The organism is Camelimonas sp. ID_303_24, assembly GCF_053543495.1.
In genome coordinates this window covers 25,582-50,947 of sequence record NZ_JBLLJM010000005.1, presented here as the reverse complement: position 1 = coordinate 50,947, position 25,366 = coordinate 25,582, and the positions used below count along the sequence as shown (strand labels likewise).

Annotated in this window: 24 protein-coding genes and 1 CRISPR repeat array; of the genes, 14 read left to right on the top strand and 10 right to left on the bottom strand. The window is 65.1% G+C overall.

The window, feature by feature from the left end:
* Nucleotides 1-354 precede the first annotated feature (354 nt).
* Both yidD and thrS read left to right on the top strand, forming a co-directional pair.
* Entirely contained in the window at nt 355-729 is a 375-nt protein-coding gene (yidD, locus tag ACERNI_RS05985) for a membrane protein insertion efficiency factor YidD (protein ID WP_448832825.1), read from the top strand.
* Between the two features lie 288 nt (nt 730-1,017).
* A complete protein-coding gene (gene thrS, locus ACERNI_RS05980; RefSeq protein ID WP_448832367.1) occupies nt 1,018-3,045 on the top strand; it encodes a threonine--tRNA ligase in 2,028 nt (675 codons plus the stop codon).
* 90 nt (nt 3,046-3,135) lie between these two features.
* Here thrS and ACERNI_RS05975 read toward each other — a convergent pair whose 3' ends face one another.
* The 3 genes from ACERNI_RS05975 to ACERNI_RS05965 all read right to left on the bottom strand — a co-directional run bounded on the left by ACERNI_RS05975 (nt 3,136) and on the right by ACERNI_RS05965 (nt 6,640).
* On the bottom strand, nt 3,136-5,238 hold the full coding sequence (locus ACERNI_RS05975) for an AI-2E family transporter (protein ID WP_448832366.1): 2,103 nt from the start codon (nt 5,236-5,238) through the stop codon (nt 3,136-3,138).
* Nucleotides 5,239-5,314: 76 nt separating this feature from the next.
* Nucleotides 5,315-6,346, bottom strand: coding sequence for a hypothetical protein (locus tag ACERNI_RS05970; protein WP_448832365.1), 1,032 nt, complete (start codon nt 6,344-6,346; stop codon nt 5,315-5,317).
* Nucleotides 6,347-6,403: 57 nt separating this feature from the next.
* Nucleotides 6,404-6,640, bottom strand: coding sequence for a hypothetical protein (locus tag ACERNI_RS05965; RefSeq protein ID WP_448832364.1), 237 nt, complete (start codon nt 6,638-6,640; stop codon nt 6,404-6,406).
* Nucleotides 6,641-6,771: 131 nt separating this feature from the next.
* Between ACERNI_RS05965 and ACERNI_RS05960 the strand changes: the two genes are divergently transcribed.
* Both ACERNI_RS05960 and ACERNI_RS05955 read left to right on the top strand, forming a co-directional pair.
* Nucleotides 6,772-7,335 (top strand): nitroreductase family protein, encoded by a 564-nt coding sequence (locus tag ACERNI_RS05960; RefSeq protein ID WP_448832824.1) that lies wholly within the window; start codon nt 6,772-6,774, stop codon nt 7,333-7,335.
* On the top strand, nt 7,335-7,946 hold the full coding sequence (locus ACERNI_RS05955) for a flavin reductase family protein (RefSeq protein WP_448832363.1): 612 nt from the start codon (nt 7,335-7,337) through the stop codon (nt 7,944-7,946). Before ACERNI_RS05960 ends, ACERNI_RS05955 begins: the two co-directional genes overlap by 1 nt.
* A 129-nt stretch (nt 7,947-8,075) precedes the next feature.
* Here ACERNI_RS05955 and ACERNI_RS05950 read toward each other — a convergent pair whose 3' ends face one another.
* From ACERNI_RS05950 to mbfA, 4 genes are all read right to left on the bottom strand, one after another.
* The gene (locus ACERNI_RS05950) at nt 8,076-8,948 is read right to left on the bottom strand and encodes an HpcH/HpaI aldolase/citrate lyase family protein (protein WP_448832362.1); all 873 of its coding nucleotides are present in this window, start codon (nt 8,946-8,948) and stop codon (nt 8,076-8,078) included.
* 124 nt (nt 8,949-9,072) lie between these two features.
* Nucleotides 9,073-9,579 carry a MaoC family dehydratase gene (locus tag ACERNI_RS05945; RefSeq protein ID WP_448832361.1) on the bottom strand — a complete coding sequence of 169 codons (507 nt, stop codon included), beginning with the start codon at nt 9,577-9,579 and terminating at the stop codon, nt 9,073-9,075.
* 422 nt (nt 9,580-10,001) lie between these two features.
* The gene (locus ACERNI_RS05940) at nt 10,002-10,775 is read right to left on the bottom strand and encodes an NAD kinase (RefSeq protein ID WP_448832360.1); all 774 of its coding nucleotides are present in this window, start codon (nt 10,773-10,775) and stop codon (nt 10,002-10,004) included.
* A 177-nt stretch (nt 10,776-10,952) separates the two neighbouring features.
* On the bottom strand, nt 10,953-11,936 hold the full coding sequence (gene mbfA, locus ACERNI_RS05935; RefSeq protein ID WP_448832359.1) for an iron exporter MbfA: 984 nt from the start codon (nt 11,934-11,936) through the stop codon (nt 10,953-10,955).
* A 228-nt stretch (nt 11,937-12,164) separates the two neighbouring features.
* Between mbfA and cutA the strand changes: the two genes are divergently transcribed.
* Nucleotides 12,165-12,479 carry a divalent-cation tolerance protein CutA gene (gene cutA / locus ACERNI_RS05930; protein ID WP_448832358.1) on the top strand — a complete coding sequence of 105 codons (315 nt, stop codon included), beginning with the start codon at nt 12,165-12,167 and terminating at the stop codon, nt 12,477-12,479.
* A 432-nt stretch (nt 12,480-12,911) separates the two neighbouring features.
* The gene (locus ACERNI_RS05925) at nt 12,912-13,196 is read left to right on the top strand and encodes a putative quinol monooxygenase (protein ID WP_448832357.1); all 285 of its coding nucleotides are present in this window, start codon (nt 12,912-12,914) and stop codon (nt 13,194-13,196) included.
* Nucleotides 13,197-13,326: 130 nt separating this feature from the next.
* Here ACERNI_RS05925 and ACERNI_RS05920 read toward each other — a convergent pair whose 3' ends face one another.
* A complete protein-coding gene (locus ACERNI_RS05920; RefSeq protein ID WP_448832356.1) occupies nt 13,327-14,304 on the bottom strand; it encodes a PaaI family thioesterase in 978 nt (325 codons plus the stop codon).
* A 510-nt stretch (nt 14,305-14,814) separates the two neighbouring features.
* On the opposite strand from ACERNI_RS05920, the gene ACERNI_RS05915 reads away from it, so the two are divergent.
* The 3 genes from ACERNI_RS05915 to cas3 all read left to right on the top strand — a co-directional run bounded on the left by ACERNI_RS05915 (nt 14,815) and on the right by cas3 (nt 19,209).
* Nucleotides 14,815-15,072: a hypothetical protein gene (locus tag ACERNI_RS05915; RefSeq protein WP_448832355.1), complete on the top strand. Its 258-nt coding sequence runs from the start codon at nt 14,815-14,817 to the stop codon at nt 15,070-15,072.
* A 258-nt stretch (nt 15,073-15,330) separates the two neighbouring features.
* The gene (locus tag ACERNI_RS05910) at nt 15,331-16,470 is read left to right on the top strand and encodes an epoxide hydrolase family protein (protein WP_448832354.1); all 1,140 of its coding nucleotides are present in this window, start codon (nt 15,331-15,333) and stop codon (nt 16,468-16,470) included.
* Between the two features lie 207 nt (nt 16,471-16,677).
* Nucleotides 16,678-17,045: direct repeats of the CRISPR family, unit length 32 nt; unit sequence GTCGCCCCCCGTGCGGGGGCGTGGATCGAAAC.
* A 313-nt stretch (nt 17,046-17,358) separates the two neighbouring features.
* Nucleotides 17,359-19,209, top strand: a complete 1,851-nt coding sequence (cas3, locus tag ACERNI_RS05905) for a CRISPR-associated helicase Cas3' (RefSeq protein WP_448832353.1) — start codon at nt 17,359-17,361, stop codon at nt 19,207-19,209.
* A 129-nt stretch (nt 19,210-19,338) separates the two neighbouring features.
* On the opposite strand, the gene ACERNI_RS05900 is transcribed toward cas3, so the two are convergent.
* A complete protein-coding gene (locus tag ACERNI_RS05900; protein WP_448832352.1) occupies nt 19,339-19,989 on the bottom strand; it encodes a hypothetical protein in 651 nt (216 codons plus the stop codon).
* Between the two features lie 8 nt (nt 19,990-19,997).
* Nucleotides 19,998-20,945 carry a hypothetical protein gene (locus tag ACERNI_RS05895; protein ID WP_448832351.1) on the bottom strand — a complete coding sequence of 316 codons (948 nt, stop codon included), beginning with the start codon at nt 20,943-20,945 and terminating at the stop codon, nt 19,998-20,000.
* Between the two features lie 137 nt (nt 20,946-21,082).
* On the opposite strand from ACERNI_RS05895, the gene cas8c reads away from it, so the two are divergent.
* The 5 genes from cas8c to cas2 all read left to right on the top strand — a co-directional run bounded on the left by cas8c (nt 21,083) and on the right by cas2 (nt 25,364).
* A complete protein-coding gene (gene cas8c / locus ACERNI_RS05890) occupies nt 21,083-22,186 on the top strand; it encodes a type I-C CRISPR-associated protein Cas8c/Csd1 (RefSeq protein WP_448832350.1) in 1,104 nt (367 codons plus the stop codon).
* Nucleotides 22,186-23,136: a type I-C CRISPR-associated protein Cas7/Csd2 gene (gene cas7c, locus ACERNI_RS05885; RefSeq protein ID WP_448832349.1), complete on the top strand. Its 951-nt coding sequence runs from the start codon at nt 22,186-22,188 to the stop codon at nt 23,134-23,136. Before cas8c ends, cas7c begins: the two co-directional genes overlap by 1 nt.
* Nucleotides 23,137-23,198: 62 nt before the next feature.
* Complete coding sequence (cas4, locus tag ACERNI_RS05880; protein WP_448832348.1) at nt 23,199-23,879, top strand: CRISPR-associated protein Cas4; 681 nt, start codon at nt 23,199-23,201, stop codon at nt 23,877-23,879.
* 156 nt (nt 23,880-24,035) lie between these two features.
* Complete coding sequence (gene cas1c, locus ACERNI_RS05875) at nt 24,036-25,070, top strand: type I-C CRISPR-associated endonuclease Cas1c (protein WP_448832347.1); 1,035 nt, start codon at nt 24,036-24,038, stop codon at nt 25,068-25,070.
* Nucleotides 25,071-25,073: 3 nt separating this feature from the next.
* Nucleotides 25,074-25,364 (top strand): CRISPR-associated endonuclease Cas2, encoded by a 291-nt coding sequence (gene cas2 / locus ACERNI_RS05870; protein WP_448832346.1) that lies wholly within the window; start codon nt 25,074-25,076, stop codon nt 25,362-25,364.
* The last annotated feature ends 2 nt before the right edge of the window (nt 25,365-25,366 follow it).

Genomic DNA, 25,366 nt, shown 5'->3' with positions numbered 1-25,366 from the left:
TGCTGCGTTTGGCGTTCAGTATACGAAAAAGATTCTTAACAGGCCGCAAGCGCCAGTCTGAATCGGCGGTAAGGTTAATGCTCTGCTAACGGAACCGCCAGCCCGGTCTGGGGCGGCAATGTGGCGGCATCGGGGCGAATCCACTGGGGCTGGGGATATGTCGCAGGCTGGACGTCCGTCCGCCGGCGCCTGGTCACGCGGTCGCACCAGACGCCGCGCCTGAAAGGAGCCGGCCGTGCGCGCCGTAGCGCTGGCGTTGCGGCCCTCCAGGCCTCATATCGGTGGGTAATGACGATGGGTCGCTCACATCTCCGCTTCAGTTTCCTGCGCTTGCCGGCATACGCCGGCGTGGTCCTGCGCTTGCCGGCATACGCCGGGATGGCGTTGATCCGCGCCTATCAACTGACGCTGTCGGGGCTGATCGGCCGCCAGTGCCGCCATTTGCCGTCATGCTCGGCCTATACGTCGGAGAGCATCGGCCGGTTCGGCCTGTGGGCCGGCGGCTGGATGGGCCTCGCCCGCATCTGCCGTTGCAACCCATGGGGCACGCACGGCCTCGATTTTCCACCATCGCAACCATCAGCCCGCGCCCGCTGGTGGGCGCCCTGGCGTTATGGCCGCTGGCGCGGCGTGCAAGACGGCGTCGGGCAGCATGGCGCAGACACGGATCGCGCAGACATGGGGCGGAGCGGCGGCGAGGGGAAGCGGTCCGGCTTTCGCTGTGACTGAACAGCCGCGGCCGCGCCCCGCCAACCCGCGGGGCGGCGCTTCAACATTGCCTGTCAGGCGCTTGCGGAGTAAATGCTGCCGCATGTCATGACGCATATGCCATTGGGCATATGCCATGGCGCGCCAGGTCATCGCCGGATGCGGCGGGCCGTCATGACGCAGACGGAGGGACGCGCGCGTCCGCCCTGTCATTCACCTTTCGCAATTCTGGAGATGGCGGCCGCCGCTTTCCCCGTTATTGCGCCAACCGCTTACCTGCCCAGTTCGCAGGAGTGAGCCGAGGACATCATGATCAACGTGACCTTTCCCGATGGCGCCGCGCGCCAGTTTCCCGAGGGCATTTCCGGTTTCGAAATCGCGAAGGGCATTTCCCCTTCGCTGGCGAAGCGCACCGTAGCCATGACGCTGGATGGCGTGCTCGCCGATCTGGCCGATCCAATCACCCGCGACGCCAGGATCGAGTTCGTCAACCGGGATGATCCGCGCGCCCTGGAGCTGATCCGCCACGACGCCGCCCACGTGCTGGCGGAGGCGGTGCAGAGCCTGTGGCCGGAAACCCAGGTCACGATCGGGCCGGTCATCGAGAACGGCTTCTATTACGACTTCGCCCGCGACGAGCCGTTCAGCCTCGAGGATTTTCCCGCCATCGAGAAGAAGATGCGCGAGATCATCGCCCGCGACGCCGCCTTCACCAAGGAAGTGTGGACGCGCGAGCAGGCGAAGGAATTCTTCGCGGCGAAGGGCGAGAACTACAAGGTGGAGCTGATCGACGCCATTCCTGTGGGCGACGACCTGCGCATCTACCGCCAGGGCGACTGGCTCGACCTGTGCCGTGGTCCGCACATGACCTCCACCGGCAAGATCGGCAACGCCTTCAAGCTGATGAAGGTGGCGGGCGCCTACTGGCGCGGCGACAGCAACAATCCGATGCTGACCCGCATCTACGCCACCGCCTTCGCGAAGCAGGAAGACCTCGACCTGTACCTGAAGCAGCTTGAGGAAGCCGAAAAGCGCGACCACCGTCGCCTCGGCCGCGAGATGGACCTGTTCCATTTCCAGGAGGAGGGGCCGGGCACCGTCTTCTGGCATCCGAAGGGCTGGACGCTGTTCCAGGGCATCATCTCTTACATGCGCCGCCGCCTTGCCGGCGACTATGACGAGGTGAACGCGCCGCAGATCCTCGACAAGAGCCTGTGGGAGACCTCCGGTCACTGGGACTGGTACCGCGAGAACATGTTCGCGGCCCAGTCCGCCGGCGACGAGGCCGAGGACAAGCGCTGGTTCGTGCTGAAGCCGATGAACTGTCCAGGCCACGTGCAGATCTTCAAGCACGGCCTGAAGTCGTATCGCGACCTGCCGCTGCGCATGGCCGAGTTTGGCGTCGTGCACCGCTACGAAGCCTCCGGCGCCATGCATGGCCTGATGCGCGTGCGCGGCTTCACCCAGGACGACGCCCATGTGTTCTGCACCGAGGACCAGCTGGCGGAAGAGTGCCTGAAGATCAACGACCTGATCCTCTCGACCTATTCCGACTTTGGCTTCGACAAGATCGTGGTGAAGCTGTCGACCCGCCCGGAAAAGCGCGTCGGCTCGGACGCCCTGTGGGATCACGCCGAAGAGGTGATGGGCCGGGTGCTGAAGCAGATCGAGGCGCAGTCGGGCGGCCGCATCCAGACGGAGGTCAATGAGGGCGAGGGCGCGTTCTACGGGCCGAAGTTCGAATATGTGCTGCGCGACGCCATCGGCCGCGACTGGCAGTGCGGCACCACCCAGGTGGACTTCAACCTGCCGGAACGTTTTGGCGCGTTCTACATCGACGCCGACGGCCAGAAGAAGACCCCGGTGATGGTGCACCGCGCCATCTGCGGCTCGATCGAGCGCTTCACCGGCATCCTGATCGAGCACTTCGCTGGCCACTTCCCGCTCTGGCTGGCGCCGGAGCAGGTGAAGGTGCTGACCATCACCCAGGATGGCGACGCCTATGCCCGCGAGGTCGCGGAAGCGGCGAAGCGGGCCGGCCTGCGCGTCGGCATCGACCTGCGCAACGAGAAGATCACCTACAAGGTGCGCGAGCATTCGCTGGCCAAGGCGCCGGTGCTGCTGGTGGTGGGCAAGAAGGAGGCGGCGGAGCGCACCGTGTCGATCCGCCGGCTGGGCTCGCAGGAGCAGCGCTCCATGGGCCTGGACGAGGCGCTGGCCATGCTGCGGCTGGAAGCCTTGCCGCCGGACGAGAAGCGTCTGCGCGCCCCGGACGTCGTGGCCGACGGGGCGGCGGTGGAACTGGACGGCAAGCGCGTGGTTGCTGGCCAGCTCTGATCCAGACGGTCATGTGAGACGTAACGGCCCCGGAGCTTCTGGCTCCGGGGCCGTTGCTTTTGGTCGACCGGGTGAGGTTGCGGGCGCGCGCTACCCTTCCGCAACGGTGGCCGGCTGGCGGGGAGCGCGCAGCGGACGGGCGACGCGACGGGTGAACAGCCGGCGGTCGAGGCTGGCGTCGGGGGCTGCGTCGGCGAGGGCGAGGCGCACGGCGTCGCGCAGCCGGGTGGCGACGAAGTCGGCGTAAATCGCCGGAGCGTCGAAGGGCAGCGGCGGATCGGCCTCATCCAGCGGCGTGAACACGCCAACCCGCAAGGCTGGTCGCGCCCGCTTCAGCCGGCGCACCGTCTGGCGGGCATGGGCGGCTGAAGCGGCGTTGAGATAGGCGATAATTACCGTATCGGTCTCATCCAGCGGCAGCTCCAGCCGGCCGAAGCCGGCGATATCAGAGAACGCCGCCACGCGGGCTTCGGCGCCCTGCGCCTCAAGCGTCTGGGCCAGCATCGCCGCCGCCACGTCATCCAGTTCGCTGCGGCCGCCGATCAGCAGCAGATGGCGACCTTCGCCGTCTGGCAGCACCAGCGCCGGCGCTTCGGGTTCCGCCGGCTTCGCCGCGTCGGCGGCATCCGCGCCCGCCTCCTTGCCGATGCGCAGCCTGGCCAACACGCCGCGTTGCAACCTGGCGGCCGTCCCGGCGGCGACCTCTCCGGCGTTTTCCGCCCCCTCACGCCCGTTCGCCTCCTCCGCTTCTTCCTCCAGGGCGATGCTGGTCAGGTTGGCGACCAGCGCCTGGGCGGTGGCGGCGAAGCGGGCGCGCTGCGCTTCGTCCAGCACGCCGCGCTGGCGGTCGCTCTCGCCCATGCGCAAGGCGGGGAGGCCGATGTTGCCGTAATAGTCGACCAGGTATCCGGTCTCCAGATAGTCTTCGGCGTTGTCGGTGGCCTCGAGGGGATCCCCGGCCAGCAGCCGCTGGTAGAGCCGCTGGTGTGGCTCCAGCACCGGCTTGTTGCCCAGCAGGACTTCGAGAAAGGCGAACTGGGGCACGTGCCTGCCAAGCACCATCAGGCAGACGGTGATCGGCGTGGAGAGCACGAGGCCGACCGGCCCCCACAGGGATGTCCAGACAATGGCCGCGATGATGATCGCCGTGGCGGAGAGGCCGGTGCGTGAGCCGTAGAGCCATGGCTCGATGACATTGTTGCTGATGAGTTCAACAACGATGAACAGCGCCGCGGTCCACAACAGCAGGGTCCAGCCGGGAGAAACGGCGACCGCGAGAAACAGCGGGATCATCATGCCGATGGCCGGGCCGATATAGGGCGCGAAGCGCAGCGCCAGGGTCAGCAGCCCCCACAGCATGGCGTTGGGAATGCCGAGCAGCCACAGGCCAAGAGCGATGGGAATGGCGTAGAGAGCGTTCACCACCAGTTGCATCAGCAGATAGTGGCCAACGCGGGCGCCGGCGTCCTGCAGCGCCTCGGTGGTGCGGTAAAGGTCGCCAGCGCCGACGAGACGGATGAAGCGGTCGCGCAAATCCTCCCGCTCCAGCAGCATGAAGATCACCACGACGACAATCAGGCCGGCTGTTGCGAGAGGGCTGATGAGCGGGGCGATGACATTGCGGAGGATCTCCACCGGACCTTCGCGGGTGACGATCTCCACCGGCGCTGGCCTGGGTTTCTGCTGCGCCGCCGCCGCGCCGGCCGGAGCGGGCGCGTTTTCCAGGCGCGCCGCAGACGCGGGCTCCTCGATCTCGGCGCTGATGCGGGCGACGGCGCGGCTGATGCGGTCGATGATTCCGCCGCCGGCGCCCATCTCTTTCAGCGACTGCACCTTGTGCACGATATTCGCCTGATAGGTCGGAATGTTTCCGGCGAGACTGGTGAGCTGGGAGGCGACGATGAAGCTGAACAGGCCAATGATGGCGAAGGCCACCGTGACGGTGAAAATCACCGCCGGTACCTTCGGCATGGACCATTTGCGCAGGAAGTGGACGATCGGCGCCAGGGTGAAGGTCAGCAGGATCGCCACCGCCAGCGGCATGAAGACGTCTCGCCCCACATAGAGCACGCCGGCCAGCACGATGAGGGTGAGCAGTGTGGCGGCAGTCGGGCGAACGATGTCGGCGGGGGGCTGGGGCGCGGCGATGACGGGAGGAGCTGGTGGGCTGGCGGGGTCGTGAACTGGCGCCATGGATCGTCTTCTCCGTTCCGCGCCCCGCCATGCGGCGCATCACAGAACGAACGCAACAGCCCGGAAGTCGTTCCGCTTACTGGCTGACCAGCACCTCCACGTCGCGGTTGGCGCCGGATTCAACCTTGAACTCGCGGGTGTGCACCTTGCCGTCATAGCGGGCAATGACGACGTAATCGCCCTCCGCCAGCACCAGGGAGGGGAAGGCGCCGATCTCCTCGCGGATGACGTCGCCGCCAGGGGTGAGCACGCTGAAGGCGGTGCCGGCGAACGCTTCGCCGCCAGGCGTCTGGACCAGCTTCAGGGTCATCGTGGCGGCGCGGTGGTGCAGGGTGGCCTCGGTGATCTTGCCAGGCTCCACCTTCAGGTCAGAGCGCATGACGGCGTTGGAATCGCCGTAGGTGGAGACCACGTGGTAGACGCCTTCCGGCAGCCGGATGACGACGCCGGGCGGGGCGTTCTCAACCACGCGGCGGCCTTCCAGATCCTGTCCCACCGGCACGAAAACCGAGACGCGCATCTGCGATGATGGAATCGGCGTGTCGCCGATGGCGCCCAGCACCTTCAGCCCACCGGCATTGATGGCCAGCCTGACATGGCTGTCCGAGGACAGGTCGATCCGCTGCATGGCGCTGGCGTAGCCATAGGCGGCGTGCACCATGTAGACGCCGGGTTTGAGCTGCAGGGTCGGCGTCGCCTCGGTCAGTTCGGCGACCGGCCGGGCAATTTCACCGGACGGGTCCGGCGCATCGGCGTAAATCCGCCAGACGAGGCCGCTGCGCAGGGGCAGGCCCTGACCCGGCGTGGAGCCCAGGGTGGCGCTGAGCGAAAGGCGCAGCTGTTTTTCCGCCTGCTCCGGCTCGGGCAATGGCGCCGTCAGCGAACCAGCCGCGCCATGGGCGGGCGGCGTCGCCAGCGTTGGGGCAGGGGCTTTGCTGGCAGGCGCCTGGGGAGCCGGCGCTTGCGGGGCGGACTGGACGGGCGCCGTCGGGGCCAGTTCCTGGTTCTTCAGCGCAGCCGGCGCGCCCGTCTGGGCCGGGGCGGGAAGGACCGGAACAAAGAGGCCCGTCGCCAGGGCGGCCAGGGCGGCAACCGTCTGCTTCCTCACGTTTCGCATTCCCGCTACCCTGGAGCGCTTTCCGGTCAGCCGGAAGCGGCTGATCGATCAGAATTCGCTCAAAACAAGAAGAATTAGAGCAGCTTGCGATCCAGATTGATCGAATGCCGTTCTAGCCGCATCAATGAAGCGTTTCCAGCAAGGCTGACGCCGCCTTGTATCAGGAAGCCACATCAAATCAGATGGATAGAGCGAAATGCCGTCTTCGCGTGAACGGCGCCCGCCCTGTCCTGACCAGCCTGTGTGCAGGCCGATCGCGCCGATTTTCAGGCGCCAGGCTGTCATGCCCTGTCTGCCGGTAGCGGCGCAAGCCTTGCGGGCGCTATAAGGCGGGCGATGCGAGGTTCGGTTATGCGGGGATCTGAGTTTCGCCGGACATCGCGCGGCCCCGCCAGAACAGGTGATCCGTGACAGAGATGCTCAAGCTGATGGCCACCCGCCGTTCGGTTCCGCCCGCCGGCCTGAAGGCGCCAGGCCCCTCGCGGCCGCAGATTGAAGAATTGCTGCGGCTGGCCAGCCGCGTGCCCGATCACGGCAAACTGGTTCCGTGGCGATTCATCGTGATTGCCGGCGAGGGGCGGGAACGGATCGGCGAGGTCATCGCCGCCGCCGTGCGCGCCGACCAGCCGGGTGCGCGGCCAGAGCAGGTTGAAGCCGAGCGCGCCCGCATGACCACCGCGCCGGTGATTGTCGCGGTGGTGTCGACAGCGCGTCCCCATTTCAAAATTCCGCTGTGGGAACAGGAGCTGTCCGCGGGCGCCGTGTGCATGGCGCTGACCCAGGCCGCCTGCGCCATGGGTTTCGCCACCTCATGGCTCACCGGCTGGCTGGCGTTCGACCGGCGGGTGTTGGGCGCGCTTGGGGTTCGTCCCGATGAGCGGATCGCCGGCTATATCCATATGGGCTCCGCCGCCGCGCCGCCGCCGGATCGTGAGCGGCCGGACCTGGCCAAAATCGTTTCGTGGTATGGGGAAAGCTGATGTTCTACGAAGCAGAGCGGCGCCGCGAGTTTCTGGCGCATGACCCGTTCAAGGCGCTGGTGGCGCCGCGCCCCATTGGCTGGATCAGCTCGATGAGCGCGGCGGGGGCGATCAATCTGGCGCCCTACAGTTTCTTCAACGGCTTCTCCACCGATCCGGCGATCGTCGGTTTCTCGACAGGCGGCTATAAGGACTCCATCGCCTTTGTCGAGGAGACGAAGGAGTTCACCTGCAGCATCGCGACCTGGGACCAGCGTTTCGCCATGAGCGAAACCTCGGCGCCGCTGGCGCGCGGCGTCAACGAGTTCGACCACGCCAGGCTGGAGATGGAGCCGTCGGTGCTGGTGAAGCCGCCGCGGGTGCGGGGCGCGCCGGCGGCGCTGGAATGCCGCTACCTGCAAACCGTGCGCCTCGACGATCTGGAAGGTCGCGACACTGACTGGAAGCTGGTGCTCGGCCAGGTCGTCGGCGTTTATATCGACGACCGCTTCATTCGCGACGGCATGGTCGATACGGCGGCGATGCGGCCGATCGCCCGCCTCGGCTTCCGGGACTATTCGGTGGTCAACGAGGTGTTTTCCATCAAGCGTCCCGAAGGCGGCGGCGACTGATGCCAGAATGCGAAGATGCTGACGCATCCGCATTCTGAATTGCTCAAACGCCGCACGGGCTTCACCAGGGCCCGGTGAGGCAGGCTCACCGGGCCCTGGTATGAGCGCCGCCGTTACCCGGCAGCCGCCTTATGTCAGGCCAGCGCGCGCCAGGGTGCGTTGGGCGCGCAGCAGGTGCGGCCGGTCGATCATCTGCCCGTCAATATTGACCACGCCCAGCGTGTCATTGGCGGCGAAGGCGTCGACAATGGCGCGGGCTTCGGCGATGGCGGCGGCGGAAGGGGTGAAACGCTCGTGGATCACCGGAATTTGGGCCGGATGAATGGCGAGCTTGCCGGAGAAGCCATCGCGCAGGGCGTTGGCGCACTCCCGGTCCAGCCCGTCCAGATCCTTCAGGCTGGTGAACACGGTGTCGATGGCGGCGACGCCGGCGGCGCTCGCTCCAAACAGCAGCAATGAGCGGGCAAGGCGGAATGGTTCCGTGAACTGGCCGGCGGCGTCCCGGTTGGCCTGGGCGCCGATATCGGCGGAAAGGTCTTCCGCCCCCCATGACAGGGCGATGAGACGCCGGCTGGAGCCGCCATAGCTGCCGAGCCCGAAAATGCTGGCGCCGGTTTCGGTGGCGACCGGCATGATGACCGTGCCGCCGTCGGGCAGGTCGAACTCGGCTTCACGCACCGCGATCTTGGCGGCCAGATGTGAGATGTCAGCGCCGCCGGAGGATTTGGGCAGCACGATGCCATCGGGCCCCGCCGCCATCACCACGTCGAGGTCGGCGTCGGTCAGGCCGGAATCGAGCGCGTTGACCCGGACGAACAGGCGCGGACGCTCCGCTGCGTGTCGCGCCTCGCGGATGAAGTCGCGGGCGGTCACGCGGGCCTGGTCCTTCTGACTGATGGCGACCGAATCCTCCAGGTCGAGGATCAGCGCGTCGGCGCCGGAATCCAGCGCCTTGGTCATTTTTTTCAGGCTGTCGCCAGGTGTGAAGAGGAAGGAGCGCATCGGGGGTGTCCGCTGGAGCATTCCCGGGAAAGGCGGAGCGCCGCGCTTCGCGAGAAAAAGACTTCAAATCAAAATCGTACGGTGAAATCCGCCCGGGGATGGCCGGACGTCGCGCCGGAGCGGGTCAGGCGGGCCGGCGGCGCATGAAGGCCTGGCGACGGCATTCGGCCACCAGGGTTCCATCCTGCTTGTATGCGCGGTGGATGAAATCGACCACGCCGGCGTCCGGGCGGGATTTCGATACGCGCGCCGCGGCCACCTCGGTGGCGACGCGCACCGTGTCGCCCTCGAACAGGGGGGCCGGGAAGCGCACGTCGGTCATGCCGAGATTGCCGATGGTGGTGCCCATGGTGGTGTCGTTCACCGAAATGCCGATCATCAGGCCCAGGGTGAACAGCGAATTGACCAGCGGCCGGCCCCATTCTGTTTCGGTGGCGCAGAAATGCGCGTCGATGTGCAGGGGCTGCGGGTTCAGCGTCATGTTGGAGAACAGCATGTTGTCCGCCTGGGTCACCGTCCGCGTCAGGCGGTGGGCGAAGGTGCGGCCAACGGTGAAATCCTCGAACCACAGGCCGCCGCGCGGATGGCGTCCGTCGGCGTCCAGCCGGGAAATGTCGTTCATGTCCATCATGTTCACTCCCTGATATCCCGCGCCTGCTCCGGACGCTGTGTTCCCGGCGGCGTCCGGGCCGAATTCATTGGCGGCGAAACGGAATTGTTCCCTGTCGCCCGCAATGGCGCGTTTGCCTGATGCGAAAGCGGCGTCTGGCTTCGCCAGAGCGCGCGCCAGGCGCAGTTTCCGATCGATATGGGGCGGAAATTGCGCCTGTTTGATTGCCTTTGAGCGAATTCTTGCCGACCAGGTGAACCCGTCTGGCCAAAAACGCTCCATTGGTTTGCTCCCGACATTCGCATCCCTGATTAAAGGGCGGTTGAGCGAATGCCGGCAACAGAAGAATTCTGTTAGCTTGTTGATTTTATAATGGAATTTATAAACTCAACATTCACGCGCCGCATGGCGTCAAGCTGCATGCAAATGTCAAACCTGTTCCGCTAATAGCCGAACTGTTCGCGCAGGATGCGTTCGTCAAGGCTGTGGCCAGGGTCGTGCAGCAGCACCAGTTGCAGGGAGGGATCCTTGCGCACCTCGACCCGGTGGACGCGGCGAACCTCATGGCCGTCGGCGACGGCGGCGACCGGCCGCTTTTCCGGCTCCAGCACCTCAATGGCGATCCTGGCGTGATTGGGCAGCAGGGCGCCGCGCCAGCGCCGGGGACGGAACGGGGCCAGCGGCGTCAGGGCCAGCAACGGCGCGTTCAGGGGCAGGATCGGGCCGTTCGCCGAAAGATTGTAGGCGGTGGAGCCCGCCGGCGTCGCCACCAGAATGCCGTCGGCGGTGAGCTCTTCCATGCGCACCTTGTCATCGACGGAAATCCGCAGTTTCGCCGCCTGATGGGTCTGGCGCAGCATGCTGACTTCATTGATGGCGTGGGCGGTGGTTTCGGCCCCGTTATGATCGATGGCGCGCATGAGCAGGGGGTGGACGATGGACCGCTGCGCCGCCTCCAGCCGCTCGATCAGATTATCCTCGCAATAATCGTTCATGAGGAAGCCGACGGAGCCGCGATGCATGCCGTAGATCGGCTTGTCGCGCCCCATGAAGCGGTGCAGCGTCTGCAGCATCAACCCGTCGCCGCCCAGGGCGACAACGACCGAGGCCTGTTTGGGATCAACGCCGCCGTAACGCTCCTCCAGCCTGACCCTGGAATCCTGCGCTTCCGGGTTGTCGCTGGCGACAAAGCCGATCGACGAATAACTGCGTGGCATGTTCCGCCTGAATGTTCCGCTCAAGATACGACGCTGGCGCCCGCTTTGCCGAACGTGGTCCGGGAGCATGGCGCCGGGATATGAATGCCACGTCCGGCGGACCAAGGGAACCGGGCCGGGCCCCGGCGGCGGGGAGCCAGGCCAGAAGACGGACCTGTTATTGCCCTGGCCCGGATGTCAGGCGTTGCCGATCAGGATGCCGGCCGCGAGCACAAGGGCGCCGCCCAGCACCACCTGGAGGGCGGCGCGAAAGAAAGGCGTCTCCATGAACCGGTTCTGGATCCAGGCGATGGCCCACAGTTCGCAGAACACCAGAACGACGGCGACGGCGGTCGCGGTCCAGAAATCGCGGATGAGGTAGGGCAGGGCGTGGCCAAGGCCGCCAAGCGTGGTCATCAGGCCGCAGGCGAGGCCGCGTTTGATGGGCGAGCCCCGGCCCGAGAGCTTGCCGTCGTCATGCACCGCCTCGGTGAAGCCCATGGAGATGCCGGCGCCGACCGAGGCGGAGAGGCCCACGAGAAAGGTCTGCCAGGTGTCCTGGGTGGCGAAGGCCGCGGCGAAGATCGGAGCCAGCGTCGACACCGAGCCATCCATCAGGCCGGCGAGACCTGGCTGGATATAGGTGAGGATCATTTGCCGGCGTTCGGCGGCGCGCTCGTCGTCCTGGACTTCCTTTGGCGTCAGCCGCTGCTCCAGCGTGGCGGCCAGCGCCTCGTGCTGCTTCTCCTGCAAGGCGAGATCGCCAAGCAGCTTGCGGGTTGCGGCGTCGGTGACCCGCTCCGCCGCCGTGGCGTAGAACCGCCAGGCCTGCTCCTCCATTGCCGCCGCGGCGGCGCGAACCTTGTCGATGCCGAGCGGGCGCACCAGCCAGTCTGGCCGGCGGGTGAAATAACCGCTGACGTGCTCGCGACGGATGAGGGGAATGACATCGCCAAAGCGGGCCTGGTGCAGGGCGATCAGGGCGTCGCGATGGGCGTGCTCCTCGGCCGCCATCCGCGTGAATATCTGCGCGGTATCGGGAAAACTGTCGCGCAGGCCGTCGGCATAGGCCAGGTAGATTCGCGCGTCGTCCTCCTCGGAAGAAATGGCGAGGGCGAGAATTTCCTGCTCGGACAGGGAATCAAATGGCCTGCGGCCGCCGTTGAAGATGCGCGTGAGCATGGATGGCACACTATCTGGAATGATTATAAATTAGAATTATTCCAGATTTGTGCGGACGGCAAGGCGCACCGCGCTTCACGCGTCGCTGCCCCGCGCCCATGATGCGGGGGCGGGCATCGCAAGGCGCGGGAGCGGTCTTGGGGCCAAGACCTTGGGGCCAAAACCTTGGAGCAACGACCATTGGGGGAGAGGTCTTTCGGGGAGACCTGGAGGAAACTGGAGGCGGATGTGAGCGCGTTTATCTTCCTGTACACGACCTTTCCCGATGAGGCGGCGGCCGCGCGGGTGGCCCGGGAACTGGTGGAGGCCCGCCTGGCGGCGTGCGCCAACATCATTCCTGGCATGCGGTCGATCTACCGATATGGGGCCGCCGTCGACGAGAGCCAGGAGGTCGTGGCGATCTTCAAACTGCCGGAGGAACTGGGCGAGCAGGCCGCCGCGCGGCTGCGGGAGCGCCATCCGTATGAAACGCCAGTCGTGGCGACCTTCGCCGTCGCGCCAGACGCCGCGACCGCCGCATGGCTGCGCGAGGTCACCGGCTGAACGGGCCCGGGCGCGGGGCGTTCTGGCTGCGCAAAGATTCAGCTTTTACAGGGCGGCGATTTGTGTTAAGTATTTGTTAATTACCGGCATATGCGGGGTTGACCGCGCCGGAACTCACTCCTTGAGACCAGCCCCCTCTGACCCCCTCGGAGGGGGCTTTTTTATGCTCGGGGCGTGGTGCTCTGATCGCGGGCTGGCCTGGTCTGCTCCCCCGCCGCGTTCTCCACACGCAAGGGGCCCCCGCGATCAGCCGTTTCCATATCGGCCCAACTTGTTCTATGCCTGAACAACCCGATTGATGGTGACGCCGCCTGGCAACCATGCTGGCGACGTTTTTCTGTCCGACGGCCAAAACGGAAAAAGACGCCCCCGTCATCCGCAAGATCTGCATCCGCACGATCGGCCGGCGGGCCGTCGACTGGAGGAAAACGCATGGTTTCGATCGTCGCGAGGATCAAGGTCAAGGAAGGCGAGGGCGCTTCTTTCGAGAGGGTCGCGAAGGAATTGCAGGCGAAGGTAGCCGCCAACGAGCCGGGCTGCGAGTATTACGCGCTGCACAAGACGGATGATCCGACCCTGTATGTGTTCATTGAGCGCTACAAGGATCAGGCCGCTATCGAAGCGCACCGCAAGTCCGATCACTTCCGCGCGCTCGGCAAGGAAATGGGTCAGTTCATGGCCGGCCCGCCGTCGGTGGAAGTGCTGCAGGAAGCCTGAGAGCCCGCAGCATCAGCGCATAATGCGAGGGCCGCCCTTTTGGGGCGGCCCTTTTGTCTTGCGTCGCGGGGCTTCCGGATGAGCGCCCCGCATGCCGCGCCAGCTATGCCTGGCGCGGCAGGAGTTCCGGTTAGTCCTGGCGCAGCAGGAAATGGCCGTAGGCGGTGGCGATCGGCTTGTCCTGGGATTCCTGCCAGGCCTCGACCATCACCGCGACGACGCGGCGACCTTCCTTGGTGATGCGGCAGCGGGCGTAGGTGTCGACCGGCCGGCCAGAGCGCAGGTAATTGATCGTGAGGCCAATCGGCTTCGGCGGCCGCTCCTGGCCAAACTGGGCGCTGAGTTGCAGCAGCGCTGCGCTTTCCAGAAAGGCGCCGATGGAGCCGCCGTGCAGGGCCGGCAGCGAAGGATTGCCAATCAGCTTGGGCTCAAAGCGCATGATGGCGGTGACCTCGTCGCCGCGCTGCTCGCACTCCACCCCAAGGAACTTGGAGTAGCTCATCCGCTCCAGCATCTTCTGGGCCGGGCTGTCCGGGCTCCTCGGCGGCGACGGCGGCCGCACCGGCAACTCCGCCAGTTTCTCCCGGTCCGGGCGCACGCCCAGGCTGGTCTTGTTGGCGGCGAGCATGAAGGTGGCCACGGCGTTGGCGATGAGGTCGCTTTCGCCCTGATAGGCCTCGGCGCGGACGAAGGCGATATTCTTCGTCATCTTGTAGCAATGGGCGCGGCAGTGGACGGTTTCGCCGCTGGCCGCCGGCTTCATGTAGTCAATGCGCAGGTCGAGGGTGGCGATGGCCTGGCGCATGGCCTTCTTGAGCTGCACCGAGGCGCCGGCGGTGTGATCGATCAGGGTCGTGATGACGCCGCCATGCAGAACGCCGGTTTCGGAATCGCCGGCGAACTGCTTCTGGTAGGGCAGGGCGAGGGTCGCCTGGCCCACCCGCGCGGCTTCAAAGCGCAGCCCCAGGGCGTGGGCATGCGGCGTGCCGCCCGCCATGCGCGCTTCAATGAACCTCAGCAGATCGGGATCAATTTCGGAGCCGTCGGCCAGGTCCCCTGCGGCAAGGGCTTTGGCGACGAGGGCCTCGGCGGCTTCATTTGTGGTCATTGCCTGGTTCGTCTCCGTGGGGTCGCCGTCTCGGGAGCGTGTTCCGGCGAGGCAGCCAGGCTGCGCCTGATGAAGCCTTCCGCGTGACGGAAGCCGGCGTTGCGGCCTGCCCGTCAGCGCTGCGTCTCCCGCATGTCGCCCGTATCAAAACATTGGCCGCGCCCGCAGGGGGCATGGCTTCTCCAGGCTTTAGTGGCTCATTTTTCCGTTGGCGGCAACATGAGACATCGGGCGGCCTGGCCGCCATGCGTCATGGGCCGGATCGCTCGCCGAAACGCTGCGCCGTCGCCGGCATCATTGCCGCCTGCTGCAATTGTGATTGGGGTCAGGCGGCTGAATCGCACACACAGGGTCTGGCGCGGCTCTTCGGTCTGGGTGGCTTTTGCTCTGGCCGCGCCGCCGCGCCGGAGGTCGCCACATTGCATGGGGCTTCCGCCATATTAACCGAAAGGATGCCCTGCCGCTGGCGGTTTTGGCCGCACCAGCGGGGCGCACTGGAGGACAGATAAAGTGAAAATGCTGAGGATTTTCGTCGTCGTCGCGGCTCTCGCGCCGGTTTCCGCCTTTGCCTGCACGACGGAGGACATCACCGCCAAGGCGACTGAACTGTCGACGTCATTGCAGGCGCTGGCGGCGAAGGACCAGAAAAAGGCGATGGAAGTCACACAACGCATGCAGCAAATTCAGGCCAAACAGCAGGCCCCCGGTTCGATGGCCGATGCCTGCAAGATGTATGACGAACTGATCGCTGAAGCTAAAGGCAAATAATACGCCATAACAGGTAACGCGCGGAAACAGATCCGTTCATGCCGGATTGCAAAAGCACTTTGGCATGGACAGTTAAATCGCCTCCAGCCGTTGCGCGGGGTGGCGCGCGGTTTGCGCCAGCGCGCCACCCCGCCTGCCTTCGCGCCCGTCAAGGGCTCGCGCGCGCCAGCGCAGCATCAGACTTCCCCGGGCGGCTGTGAATGCTATCTGTTGTCTGCCAACAAGATCAGACATGCGGACATGTCGGGGGGGGGAATCATGGCGGAAGCTGTCAGGCCGTTTCAACTGACCGTGCCAGAGGCGGCGCTGGATGATTTGCGCCAGCGCCTGGCCCGCACGCGCTGGCCCGAAAAGGAAACCGTTGACGATTTGCGCCAGGGCGCGCCGTTGGCCGCCGTGCAGGATCTTTGCGACTACTGGCTGCAGGCCTACGACTGGCGCCGCTGCGAAGCGATGCTCAATGGCTTTGGCCAGCACATGACGCGGATCGATGGCGTCGACATCCATTTCATTCACCGGCGCTCGCCCAATCCGCACGCCCTGCCGCTGGTCATCACCCACGGCTGGCCGGGTTCCGTCATCGAATTTCACAAAATCATTGGACCGTTGACCGACCCCGCCGCCCATGGCGGCGATCCCGCCGACGCCTTCCACGTGGTGGCGCCCTCCATTCCCGGCTACGGGTTCTCCGGCAAACCCGCGGAGACAGGCTGGACGACGCAGCGCATCGCCGCGGCCTGGGCCGAACTGATGCGGCGGCTGGGCTACCAGCATTATGTGGCGCAGGGCGGCGACTGGGGTTCGGCCATCAGCATCGCCATGGGCGAGGCCGCGCCGCCTGGTCTCGCGGCCATCCACCTGAACATGGTGACGGCTCCACCAGCGCGCGACCAGCGCGATGACATGGACGATCGTGAAAAGGCCCTGCTGGCCAGGGCGCGCTACTACCGCGACCAGGGCAATGGCTATGCGGTGCAGCAAAGCACCCGCCCACAGACCCTGGCCTATGGCCTGACGGATTCACCCGCCGGCCAGGCGGCGTGGATTTTCGAGAAGTTCTTTGAGTGGATGGATTGCAACGGCGATCCGCTCAGCGTGCTGACCCGCGATGAACTTCTCGACAACATCATGCTGTACTGGCTGCCGGCAACAGCCGGCTCGTCGGGCCGGCTGTACTGGGAGAGCTTCAGGCAGTTCTCTGGCGGCGAGGTGCGGGTTCCGGTGGCGGCGAGCATTTTTCCAAAGGACATTTCTCCACCAGCGCGCCGCTGGGCCGACCGGCGTTTCAGCAATATCGTCTACTGGAACGAGCTTGATCGCGGCGGCCATTTCGCCGCCTTCGAGCAGCCGGAGCTGTTCGTCAGTGAATTGCGCGCCGCGCTGCGCCCGTTCCGCTGAAGCCGCGACCTGAGCGAAAAAAGCCCGCGCGCGAACCCCAGGCTGGCCCGGAAAACCCGGCCGGTTCGCGCCTGGCGCAAATCCTTGCCAAACCCGCGCTTCCCGCCACCGCCAACCACCGCCCAGGCCCTCCAAGCCCCACCCGGCCCACACTTCGCGCTGCCCGCCGATTTCACGCCGCAGAATCTACAGGTTAAAGAATAGGGCGTCGCCCCCCGTGCGGGGGCGTGGATCGAAACTGGAAAACAGACTGGGAGCATATGGCGCAGATTGCCTGGTCGCCCCCCGTGCGGGGGCGTGGATCGAAACGTGGCGGAGAGTCAATGCGACGGCGTGGCCCCGCGTCGCCCCCCGTGCGGGGGCGTGGATCGAAACCCACGCCGGGGAACCACCCTCAAGTGTGACCGTAAGTCGCCCCCCGTGCGGGGGCGTGGATCGAAACCCCTGCGCCGTTGATTTAGTTATATACGGTTTCAGGTCGCCCCCCGTGCGGGGGCGTGGATCGAAACGATATGGCAGCGGGTTAGGAACGCTGACCGTATTGTCGCCCCCCGTGCGGGGGCGTGGATCGAAACAGGTGGACATGTCGGCTTCAGACGTTTGCCTGGGCGTCCCCGCACGCGGGGGCGCGCAACGAACCCGCGCGGCCTATTGCGCAGCACCCTGTTCACGCGCCCCGACATGCGCGCACCCGCATGCTCCGGGCCCAAAGACGCGCCAGAAAGTAGTGGATATTGTCGGGTGAGCGCTTTTGACGGGTGAGGTAATCGTCCAGTCTTGGTTCCGGATGATCCACGTACGTTGGGGGGCGGCATGGATCTGGAGGCGTATTTCGCGCATTCGTCGCCAAATCCGGACATGACGGATTGGGAGACGTGTCCGGTTCATATGCGCGCGGTTGGCGACAGGGCCGGCGCGTTTGCTGGCAAGTTTGGCGTCAGCCGTCTGGCGATGCTGACCGGGCAGATGCACGATCTTGGAAAATACACCAGCGAATTCCAGCAATACATCCGGGGGCAGCGGGCGAAGGGGCCGGATCACTCTACGGCTGGCGCGCGCGAGATTATCGGTCTTGCCGCCACGCGTGAGGACAGGCTGTTCGCGCATGTCGCGGCCTATGGCATCGCGGGTCATCACGCGGGCTTGCCGGATCATGGCCTTGAGGATGGTTGCCTGGAGGGCCGGCTGGCGCGCACGGACCTGCCGGCGCTGTTTTCCGGCTGGCGCGGAGCGCTGACGGCCGGGACGGCGCAGCTGGCGCCGGAGGGGTTCAATCTCTACCGGGGGCCGGACAAGACGCGGCCGGCGTTTCAGCTGGCGTTTCTCGGGCGCATGCTGTTTTCCTGCCTGGTCGACGCGGATCGTCTGTGCACCGAGGCCTATTGCGCCAGCGTGGACGGGCGGGGGGCGGTTGACCGGGCGTGGCCGCGCCTGCCGGAGATCGCTGGCGATCTGGTCGCGGCTTTCGACGGCTATATGGATGAAAAGGCGGCCGCGATGCCGGAGGCGGCGCGCGCTTCGCCGCTGAACATGCTGCGCAATGACATTCTGGCCCAGGTGCGGGGCAAGGCGAGTTTGCCGAAAGGCGTTTTTACGCTCGATGTGCCCACCGGCGGCGGCAAGACCCTGTCATCGCTGGCCTTTGCGCTGGAACACGCGCGTCATCATGGCATGGATCGCATCGTTTACGGTATCCCGTTTACCTCCATCGTCGAGCAGACGGCCGGCATCATGCGAGAGGTGTTTGGCGATGACGACAACCGGCTGGTGGTGCTGGAGCACCATTCCGGGTTTGATGCGGCCTCGGCTCCCGAGGAAGGCGTCCAGGCGGTTGGCTTCGAGGGCATCCAGAAGCTGCGCCTAGCCATGGAAAACTGGGCGGCGCCTCTGGTCGTGACCACCAATGTGCAATTGTTCGAGAGTCTGTTCTCGGCCCGGCCGGCGCGGTGCCGCAAGCTGCACAATCTGTGCAATGCGGTGATCGTGCTGGATGAGGCGCAAAGTATTCCGCTCAACCTGCTGCGCCCCTGCGTGGCGGCGCTGGACGAACTGGTGCGCAACTATGGCTGCACGGTGGTGCTGTGCACCGCGACGCAGCCGGCGTTGCTGGCGCCGGATTTTCTGGGCGGCTTTGAACAGGTGACGGAACTGGCGCCCGAGCCAGACGCGCTTCACAGGGAGCTCCGGCGGGTGACGCCGCGGTTGCGTGGCGTGCTGACGGACGCGGAACTGGTTCAGGAACTGGGCGAGAGCCAGCAGGGGCTGGTCATCGTCAACAACCGGGTGCATGCGCGGGCGCTGTACCTGGCGGCAAAAGAGGCCGGGTTTGAGGGCGTGGTGCATCTCACCACGCGGCAGACGGCGGCGGACCGGCGGGCGATCCTGGCCGACGTGCGCCGGCGGCTGAAAGCTGGCGAGCCGTGCCGGGTGATCGCCACCAGCCTGATAGAGGCCGGCGTCGACGTGTCGTTTCCGCGCGTCTGGCGGGCGGAAACCGGCCTGGACAGCATTGTTCAGGCGGCGGGGCGCTGCAATCGCGAGGGCGAGCGCCCGGCCAGTGAGAGCTTCGTCGATGTGTTCACGCCGGCTGAGGTGAAATCGCCGCCGGCGATCCAGCAACTGGCGGCGGCCTTCGGGCGCACTTATAGCGCGCCGGAGCCTTTGGCACCGATCGCCGCGCCCTTTGGCACCGGCGCGCCGCGTAACCATGGGTTAAAAGCCCCCTGTGTCGGGGCGTGATAGCCTGCTTTCATGGCATTATAAATGATACGGAAACGCTCCTTTACCGGCGTGTGCAGCGCAGGTGTGCTCAAGCACGAGTGTGACGACGCTATTGGCGAAACGACCAGGACTCAGGTTGGCGTGAGTTCAATTTCTCGGTGGGGATCTTTTTGATACCAGCGTTGGCTTCTTCGCATAAAGGCGGTCGATTAGGTAATAAAGCCCATGACATGTGGTCACCAATAAGTGCGCAAGCATGAGATTGAAGGCGACTATTGTGGCTATGCGCAGTGAGCACAAAACCCAAGGGGGAGGCTGACCAGTGAACCAAGATGCGGCAATGTCAATGACGGTTCTTGCCGAGGCTGCTCCGACGACTAACAGGATTGCGCCCACCGAGAGTAAAAGCGACACGAATGCGAGATAGCCGAACATTGAGCAGACATACTGTCGTCTGGTGAGGTCTTCGGAGGAAGCTTGCCCGTGATCTCGATCGAATGTAACCCGGCTGATCTTTCCTACCTCGATTTCCTCATCAAGGTCGCCGACCGACGAGGAAAAACTTGCGACGCCAACTAGGGCAGCGATGTAGAAGCCGGTAAGAACGGCTGCAAAGCTTCCAAATCGATCAAGAAAACCTTTATCGCCAAAATAATTTGCACCAAAAAGAACAAAAGGTGCACTCATCACAGCTACGACGATCAGGACGGATATCCAATTTCGTCTAAAGAGCTTCCTCCCTCCCTCATCTTTGAGGGACAGATAGCCAAGTGGGTATGTCAGGACGCTGTTGCGCACATTGCACCTCATCCTGTACGTATCAATTTCAGCGCCTTCGCCGTGACCTCATCTACAAAGGATGCCGAGCACACGGCTAGCTCAGTCTCGAAAGTCAACTCGTCAGACCGGATGAACAACACCTCCTTGGCTTCATCCTGCCTATCAAGCTTGACCGTTCTGCGGCGTTTGTCGGCTAGTGCAAGATCAACGCTGAAATCTGTCCAGCCAGCCGCCTTCGCTCTCTTGAACATTCTAGGCAGGTGGTCGCGCCAATTCCCGCTATTGACCTCGCCTTCAACCCGGATCTTCATAGTTTCACTTTGAGGGTGAAATAGCCCATCCGAGTCCACAAAATCAGCTTTTGCCGGGCGGGTCAAAGTAACGTAGCTCAGTGTTCCGCTCTTTAATGCTCCGGTCAATGTTTCTGATGGGACGCCGACCGGTTTGAAAGTGCTATACGTAGTGATTTGTTTCTTGTTTTTTTCGGAATCATACTCGTACGCTCGGAGTGAGCTGCCTATTATACGGCGGACAACAGCCATGCTTATGCCCGGAATTTCTTCCAGTGCTGCACCGTAGGTACCTTTCCGAATCTGCACGTCTGAGATGATCAAATGAGCCGAGACAGATTGTTCCTCTCCGGCGTGTTTTTCGGCCTTCCGGACAGTTACTGTCGTGCCCGCTTCCTTTCTCGCCTTCATGCGATAGGTTGGTTCGGCGGCGTCCGGCGAGGCGCGATGGAACAACATTATTAGCCCTTTGGCCTTCACATCATAGCGAACCGCCATCAGCTCTACGATGTCGCCATTAGACTGAACTTCCAGAGCTTTTTCTGCTTTTACCTGTTGTTCCAACGCGTCGAAAATGCACGCCAGTTGGGAATCAAAAATTGGAAGATAGGCACCGGATGAGTTCCTTGGCGCGAAGGTGAAGTGGAACCGCCGAAAGAACCGAGAGTGCTTTTCCAGAAACAATGCGAATCCCCCCAAGAAATTCGCTTATGTGAACGAATCCTTGTGTCGGAGTCGAGTGGTGCCTCCAGTTTGGTTGGTTCGATATTCGCTGCCGGCCTCAGGCCGGCCACGGCCAGTCGTCGACTTGCTGGATTGTGGTGATCGAGCCGGTGGCGATGGCGGCCACCACGTCGCCCTCCGCTCCGAAGCACGCCTGCACATGGGCGGCCGCAGCCGCCTACACTGGCATGCTCAACCAGTTTCTTGACCGGGACAGCTGCCATCGCCTGCAAATCGGAGACGCCTCGACGGTGTTCTGGGCCGACGGCGACGACGAGGCCGCCAATGAGGCGGCGGCGGGGATTTTCGCTTCTTTCTTCGATGTCGACGACGAGGTTGAGGCGCAGCGGGTTGGCGAAGCCCTGAAACGGGTGCGGGATGGTCTGACGGTTCCCGACTGGTCTGGGGCGCTGGCGTCTGGCGTGCGGTTTTATGTGGTTGGCCTCGCGCCGAACGCCGCGCGCATCTCCGTGCGCTTTTATATCGAAAACGAATTTCGTGAACTGGCCGGGCGGGTGGCGGCGCACCAGGAAAATCTGCGCATCGAGCCGCCGCCGCGCAACACCCTGTCGTTGTGGCGGATGCTGCTGGAGACGGCGACGCTGCGCAAGCGCGAGAACATTCCGCCCAATCTCGCCGGCGACTGGCTGCGCGCCATTCTCAGCGGCGCGCCCTATCCGCTGACGCTGCTCAACACCGTGCTGATGCGCATCCGCGCCGATCACAACATCAACGCCACCCGCGTGGCGATGCTCAAATCCATCCTGATCCGGAACTTTGATGTGGGGGCTCCCGTGGCGCTCGACCCAACCTGTAAGGACCCGGGCTATGTGCTCGGCCGGCTGTTCGCCGTCTACCAGCAGATCCAGTATGCGGCGCTGGGCGACGTCAATGCCTCGGTGACTGACAAATATTACGGCGCCGCCGCCGCGCATCCGCGCAAGGTGTTCACCACGCTCGCCAGCCTGTCGCAGAACCACCTGTCGCGGCTCGGCAAGCAGCAGCGGGGGCGGATGGTCAATCTGGAGCGGGACATCGCCGGCATCATGGAGATGATGGAGCCGTCGGCTGATCCGTTCCCGGCCAACCTTTCCGATAAAAGCCAGGCGCTGTTCGCCCTCGGCTATTACCACCAGCGCAACAAATACTTCGCCAGATCTGACAAGGCCGCAGAAGCCGGCGCCGAGGGGGATGACGCCTGATGACGACGCTCGCCAACCGCTATGACATTGTCTTCCTGTTCGAGGTCACCAACGGCAATCCCAATGGCGACCCTGACGCCGGCAACCTGCCGCGCATCGACCCGGAGACCAACCACGGCCTCGTCACCGACGTGTCGCTGAAGCGCAAGATCCGCAATTATGTGGAGCTGGCGAAGGGCGCGGAGCCCGGACACCGGATTTACGTCCAGGAGGGGAGCATCCTCAACGAGCGCCACCGCGAGGCCTACAAAGCGGTGCGCGCCGGCGACGCGAAGGTGGACAAGGAGAAGAAGCTCAATCCGCAAAGCGATGATGAGGCCAGGGCCGTCACCGGCTTCATGTGCGAGAACTTCTTCGACGTGCGCACCTTCGGCGCGGTGATGAGCACCGGCATCAACGCCGGCCAGGTGCGCGGGCCGGTGCAACTGGCCTTCGCCTCGTCCGTCGAGCCGATCATGCCGCTGGAGATCACCATCACCCGCATGGCCGCCACCACCGAGAAGGAGAAGGCGGACCGGGACAAGGACGATGGCGAGGGGCGCACCGAAAACCGCACCATGGGCCGCAAATATATTGTGCCTTATGGGCTGTATCGCGCCCACATCTTCGTCAACGCCAGCCTCGCCGGGCGCACCGGCTTCTCCGAAGCCGACATGCAATTGCTGTTCGAGGCCCTGGCCAACATGTTCGAGCATGACCGCTCGGCCTCGCGCGGCGAGATGACGGCGCGCAAGATCATCGCTTTCCGGCATGGCTCGGCGTTGGGCAACGCGCCGGCGCACAGGCTGTTCGACGCGGTGCGGGTGCTGCGCAACGTTGATGGCGAAAGCTACGATCCGGCCAGCCGGCGGCTGGACAATCTGCCGCCGCCGCGCCGCTTCGCCGACTACGAGGTCGCTATCGATCGCGCCGCCATCCCCGATCAGGTGGAGGTGCTGGAAATCCTCTGATCGGGGCGGGCCCGGGCAAGGTATTGCTGCGGGATCGCCCCTGAGCCCATGAGGTCGCCGCCATGGAGCAGCCCACAGAAACCCTCGCAGAAGCTCCCATAGCAACGCCCGCCGAGCCGATCGCCATTTCGGCGCTGCAGCACGCGGTGTTTTGCCTGCGCCAGGCGGCGCTGATCCATGTGGAGCAATTGTGGGCGGAAAACCGCTTCACGGCGGAGGGGCAGGTGCTGCACGCGGCGGCCGACCGGCCGGGCGTTCGCACCCGCGGCGCCATCCGGCATGTGCGCGCCATGGCGCTGGCCTGCCGGCGGCTTAATCTGGCGGGCGTCGCCGACATGGTGGAGTTTCACGCCGGGCCTGACGGCGAAACGCCGTTTCCGGTGGAGTACAAACGCGGCAAGCCCAAGACCCACCGGGCTGACGAGGTGCAATTGTGCGCCCAGGCCCTGTGTCTGGAGGAAATGACCGGCGAGGCCGTGCCGGAGGGCGCGCTGTTCTACGGCGAGACGCGCCGCCGGGTCGTCGTGCCGTTCGACGCCGGCCTGCGGGCGTTGACGGAAAGCACGGCGCTGGCCTTTGGGGCGGTGATCGCCTCCGGGCGCACGCCGCCGGCGCAATACAAGGCGTCGCGCTGCCGGTCGTGCTCGCTGATCGACCTGTGCCGGCCGACGCTCGCCGGCAAGTCCGCCCTGGCGTTCCGCGCGGCGGCGGTGGGCGGCGCGCTGGGGGAGGGGCCTGGGTGACAGCGCGTTTTCCGCCGGGAGCGCGGCCGCTTCACGCGCCGGGAGCCTGACAGCCAGGATCCACCGGATGAAATCCTGTTCCGCAGGAGCGGATTTTGCCCTGGCGGCGCTACCGGCCTGACCGGGCGACCTGCCAGCAGGTTGAGAGGCGACCTGATGAAGAAGCTGCTCAACACGGTCTATATCACCACTGAAGGCGCCGCCTTGCGCAAGGATGGCGAGAATCTGGTGGCCGAGATCGACGGCGTCGAACGAGGCCGCGTACCGTTTCACATGCTGGGTTCGGTGGTGGCGTTCGGCGCGGTGCTGGTGACGCCGCCGTTGATCCAGGCCCTGGCCGCTGGCGGCGTCAGCATCGTGCTTCTTGACCGTACCGGCCGGTTCCAGGCGCGGATCGAGGGGCCGGTGTCCGGCAATGTGCTGTTGCGCCGGGCGCAGTATCGGGCGAGCGACGCTCCGGATGAGATCGTGCGCAGCATCGTTTGCGGCAAGATCGCCAACCAGCGCGTGGTGCTGCAACGGGCGTTGCGCGATTACGGCGAGACCATGTCGCCGGAAGCCCGAACCGCCATTGCCGCCGCCGTGGACCGGCTGGCGCGCATCCTGCGCCGGGCGGCGTTGGCCGGGGAGGGCGTCGACGTGTTGCGCGGCCATGAGGGTGAAGCCGCCCAGCTGTATTTTGCGGTGTTCGACCATCTGGTGCGGTCGCCGGATGCGCAGGTGCGTTTCCTCGGGCGCAGCCGCCGACCGCCGCTCGATCCGGTCAATGCGCTGCTGTCGTTTCTCTACACCCTGCTGGCGCATGACTGCCGCAGCGCCCTGGAGGGCGTGGGGCTCGATCCCGCCGTCGGCTTCCTGCATCGCGAGCGCCCGGGCCGGCCGTCGCTGGCGCTGGATCTGATGGAAGAAATGCGGCCAGTGATGGCTGACCGGCTGGCGCTGTCGCTGCTCAACCGCCGCCAGTTGCGGGCGCGGGATTTCGAATGGCGCGACGGCGGCGCGGTGACGCTGACGGAGGATGGCCGGCGCACGGTGCTGACCGCCTGGCAGGAGCGCAAGAAGGAGGAGCGGCGCCACCCGTTCCTGGAGGAAAGCGCGCCGCTGGGCCTGGTTCCGCATTTGCAGGCGCTGCTGCTGGCCCGGCATCTGCGCGGCGATCTCGATGGCTATCCGCCCTGGATATGGAAGTAAGCCATGCTTGTGCTTGTGACCTATGACGTCCGGACCAGCGAACCTGGCGGCGCCGGCCGGCTGCGGCGGGTGGCGAAAGCTTGCCGGGACTTTGGCCAGCGGGTGCAGTATTCGGTGTTCGAAATCGAGGTCGATCCGGCGCAATGGACCCTGTTGCGGGCCAGGCTGGAGGGCCTGATCGACCCGGCCCAGGACAGCCTGCGCTATTACTTCCTCGGCGCCAACTGGAGCCGGCGCGTCGAGCACGTGGGCGCCAAGCCGGCGACCGATCTGAATGGGCCGCTGATTATCTGACA

Bases quoted from the DNA above. Each gene is read 5' to 3' on its own strand.
- ACERNI_RS05940 (WP_448832360.1), bottom strand. From the start codon at position 10,775: ATGCCACGCAGTTATTCGTCGATCGGCTTTGTCGCCAGCGACAACCCG.
- ACERNI_RS05975 (WP_448832366.1), bottom strand. From the start codon at position 5,238: ATGGCGCCAGTTCACGACCCCGCCAGCCCACCAGCTCCTCCCGTCATC.
- cas2 (WP_448832346.1), top strand. From the start codon at position 25,074: ATGCTTGTGCTTGTGACCTATGACGTCCGGACCAGCGAACCTGGCGGC.
- thrS (WP_448832367.1), top strand. From the start codon at position 1,018: ATGATCAACGTGACCTTTCCCGATGGCGCCGCGCGCCAGTTTCCCGAG.
- ACERNI_RS05965 (WP_448832364.1), bottom strand. From the start codon at position 6,640: ATGACAGCCTGGCGCCTGAAAATCGGCGCGATCGGCCTGCACACAGGC.
- ACERNI_RS05955 (WP_448832363.1), top strand. From the start codon at position 7,335: ATGTTCTACGAAGCAGAGCGGCGCCGCGAGTTTCTGGCGCATGACCCG.
- cas1c (WP_448832347.1), top strand. From the start codon at position 24,036: ATGAAGAAGCTGCTCAACACGGTCTATATCACCACTGAAGGCGCCGCC.
- ACERNI_RS05925 (WP_448832357.1), top strand. From the start codon at position 12,912: ATGGTTTCGATCGTCGCGAGGATCAAGGTCAAGGAAGGCGAGGGCGCT.
- ACERNI_RS05920 (WP_448832356.1), bottom strand. From the start codon at position 14,304: ATGACCACAAATGAAGCCGCCGAGGCCCTCGTCGCCAAAGCCCTTGCC.
- cas7c (WP_448832349.1), top strand. From the start codon at position 22,186: ATGACGACGCTCGCCAACCGCTATGACATTGTCTTCCTGTTCGAGGTC.
- ACERNI_RS05910 (WP_448832354.1), top strand. From the start codon at position 15,331: ATGGCGGAAGCTGTCAGGCCGTTTCAACTGACCGTGCCAGAGGCGGCG.
- mbfA (WP_448832359.1), bottom strand. From the start codon at position 11,936: ATGCTCACGCGCATCTTCAACGGCGGCCGCAGGCCATTTGATTCCCTG.
- ACERNI_RS05945 (WP_448832361.1), bottom strand. From the start codon at position 9,579: ATGATGGACATGAACGACATTTCCCGGCTGGACGCCGACGGACGCCAT.
- ACERNI_RS05960 (WP_448832824.1), top strand. From the start codon at position 6,772: ATGCTCAAGCTGATGGCCACCCGCCGTTCGGTTCCGCCCGCCGGCCTG.
- cas4 (WP_448832348.1), top strand. From the start codon at position 23,199: ATGGAGCAGCCCACAGAAACCCTCGCAGAAGCTCCCATAGCAACGCCC.
- cas3 (WP_448832353.1), top strand. From the start codon at position 17,359: ATGCGCGCGGTTGGCGACAGGGCCGGCGCGTTTGCTGGCAAGTTTGGC.
- ACERNI_RS05950 (WP_448832362.1), bottom strand. From the start codon at position 8,948: ATGCGCTCCTTCCTCTTCACACCTGGCGACAGCCTGAAAAAAATGACC.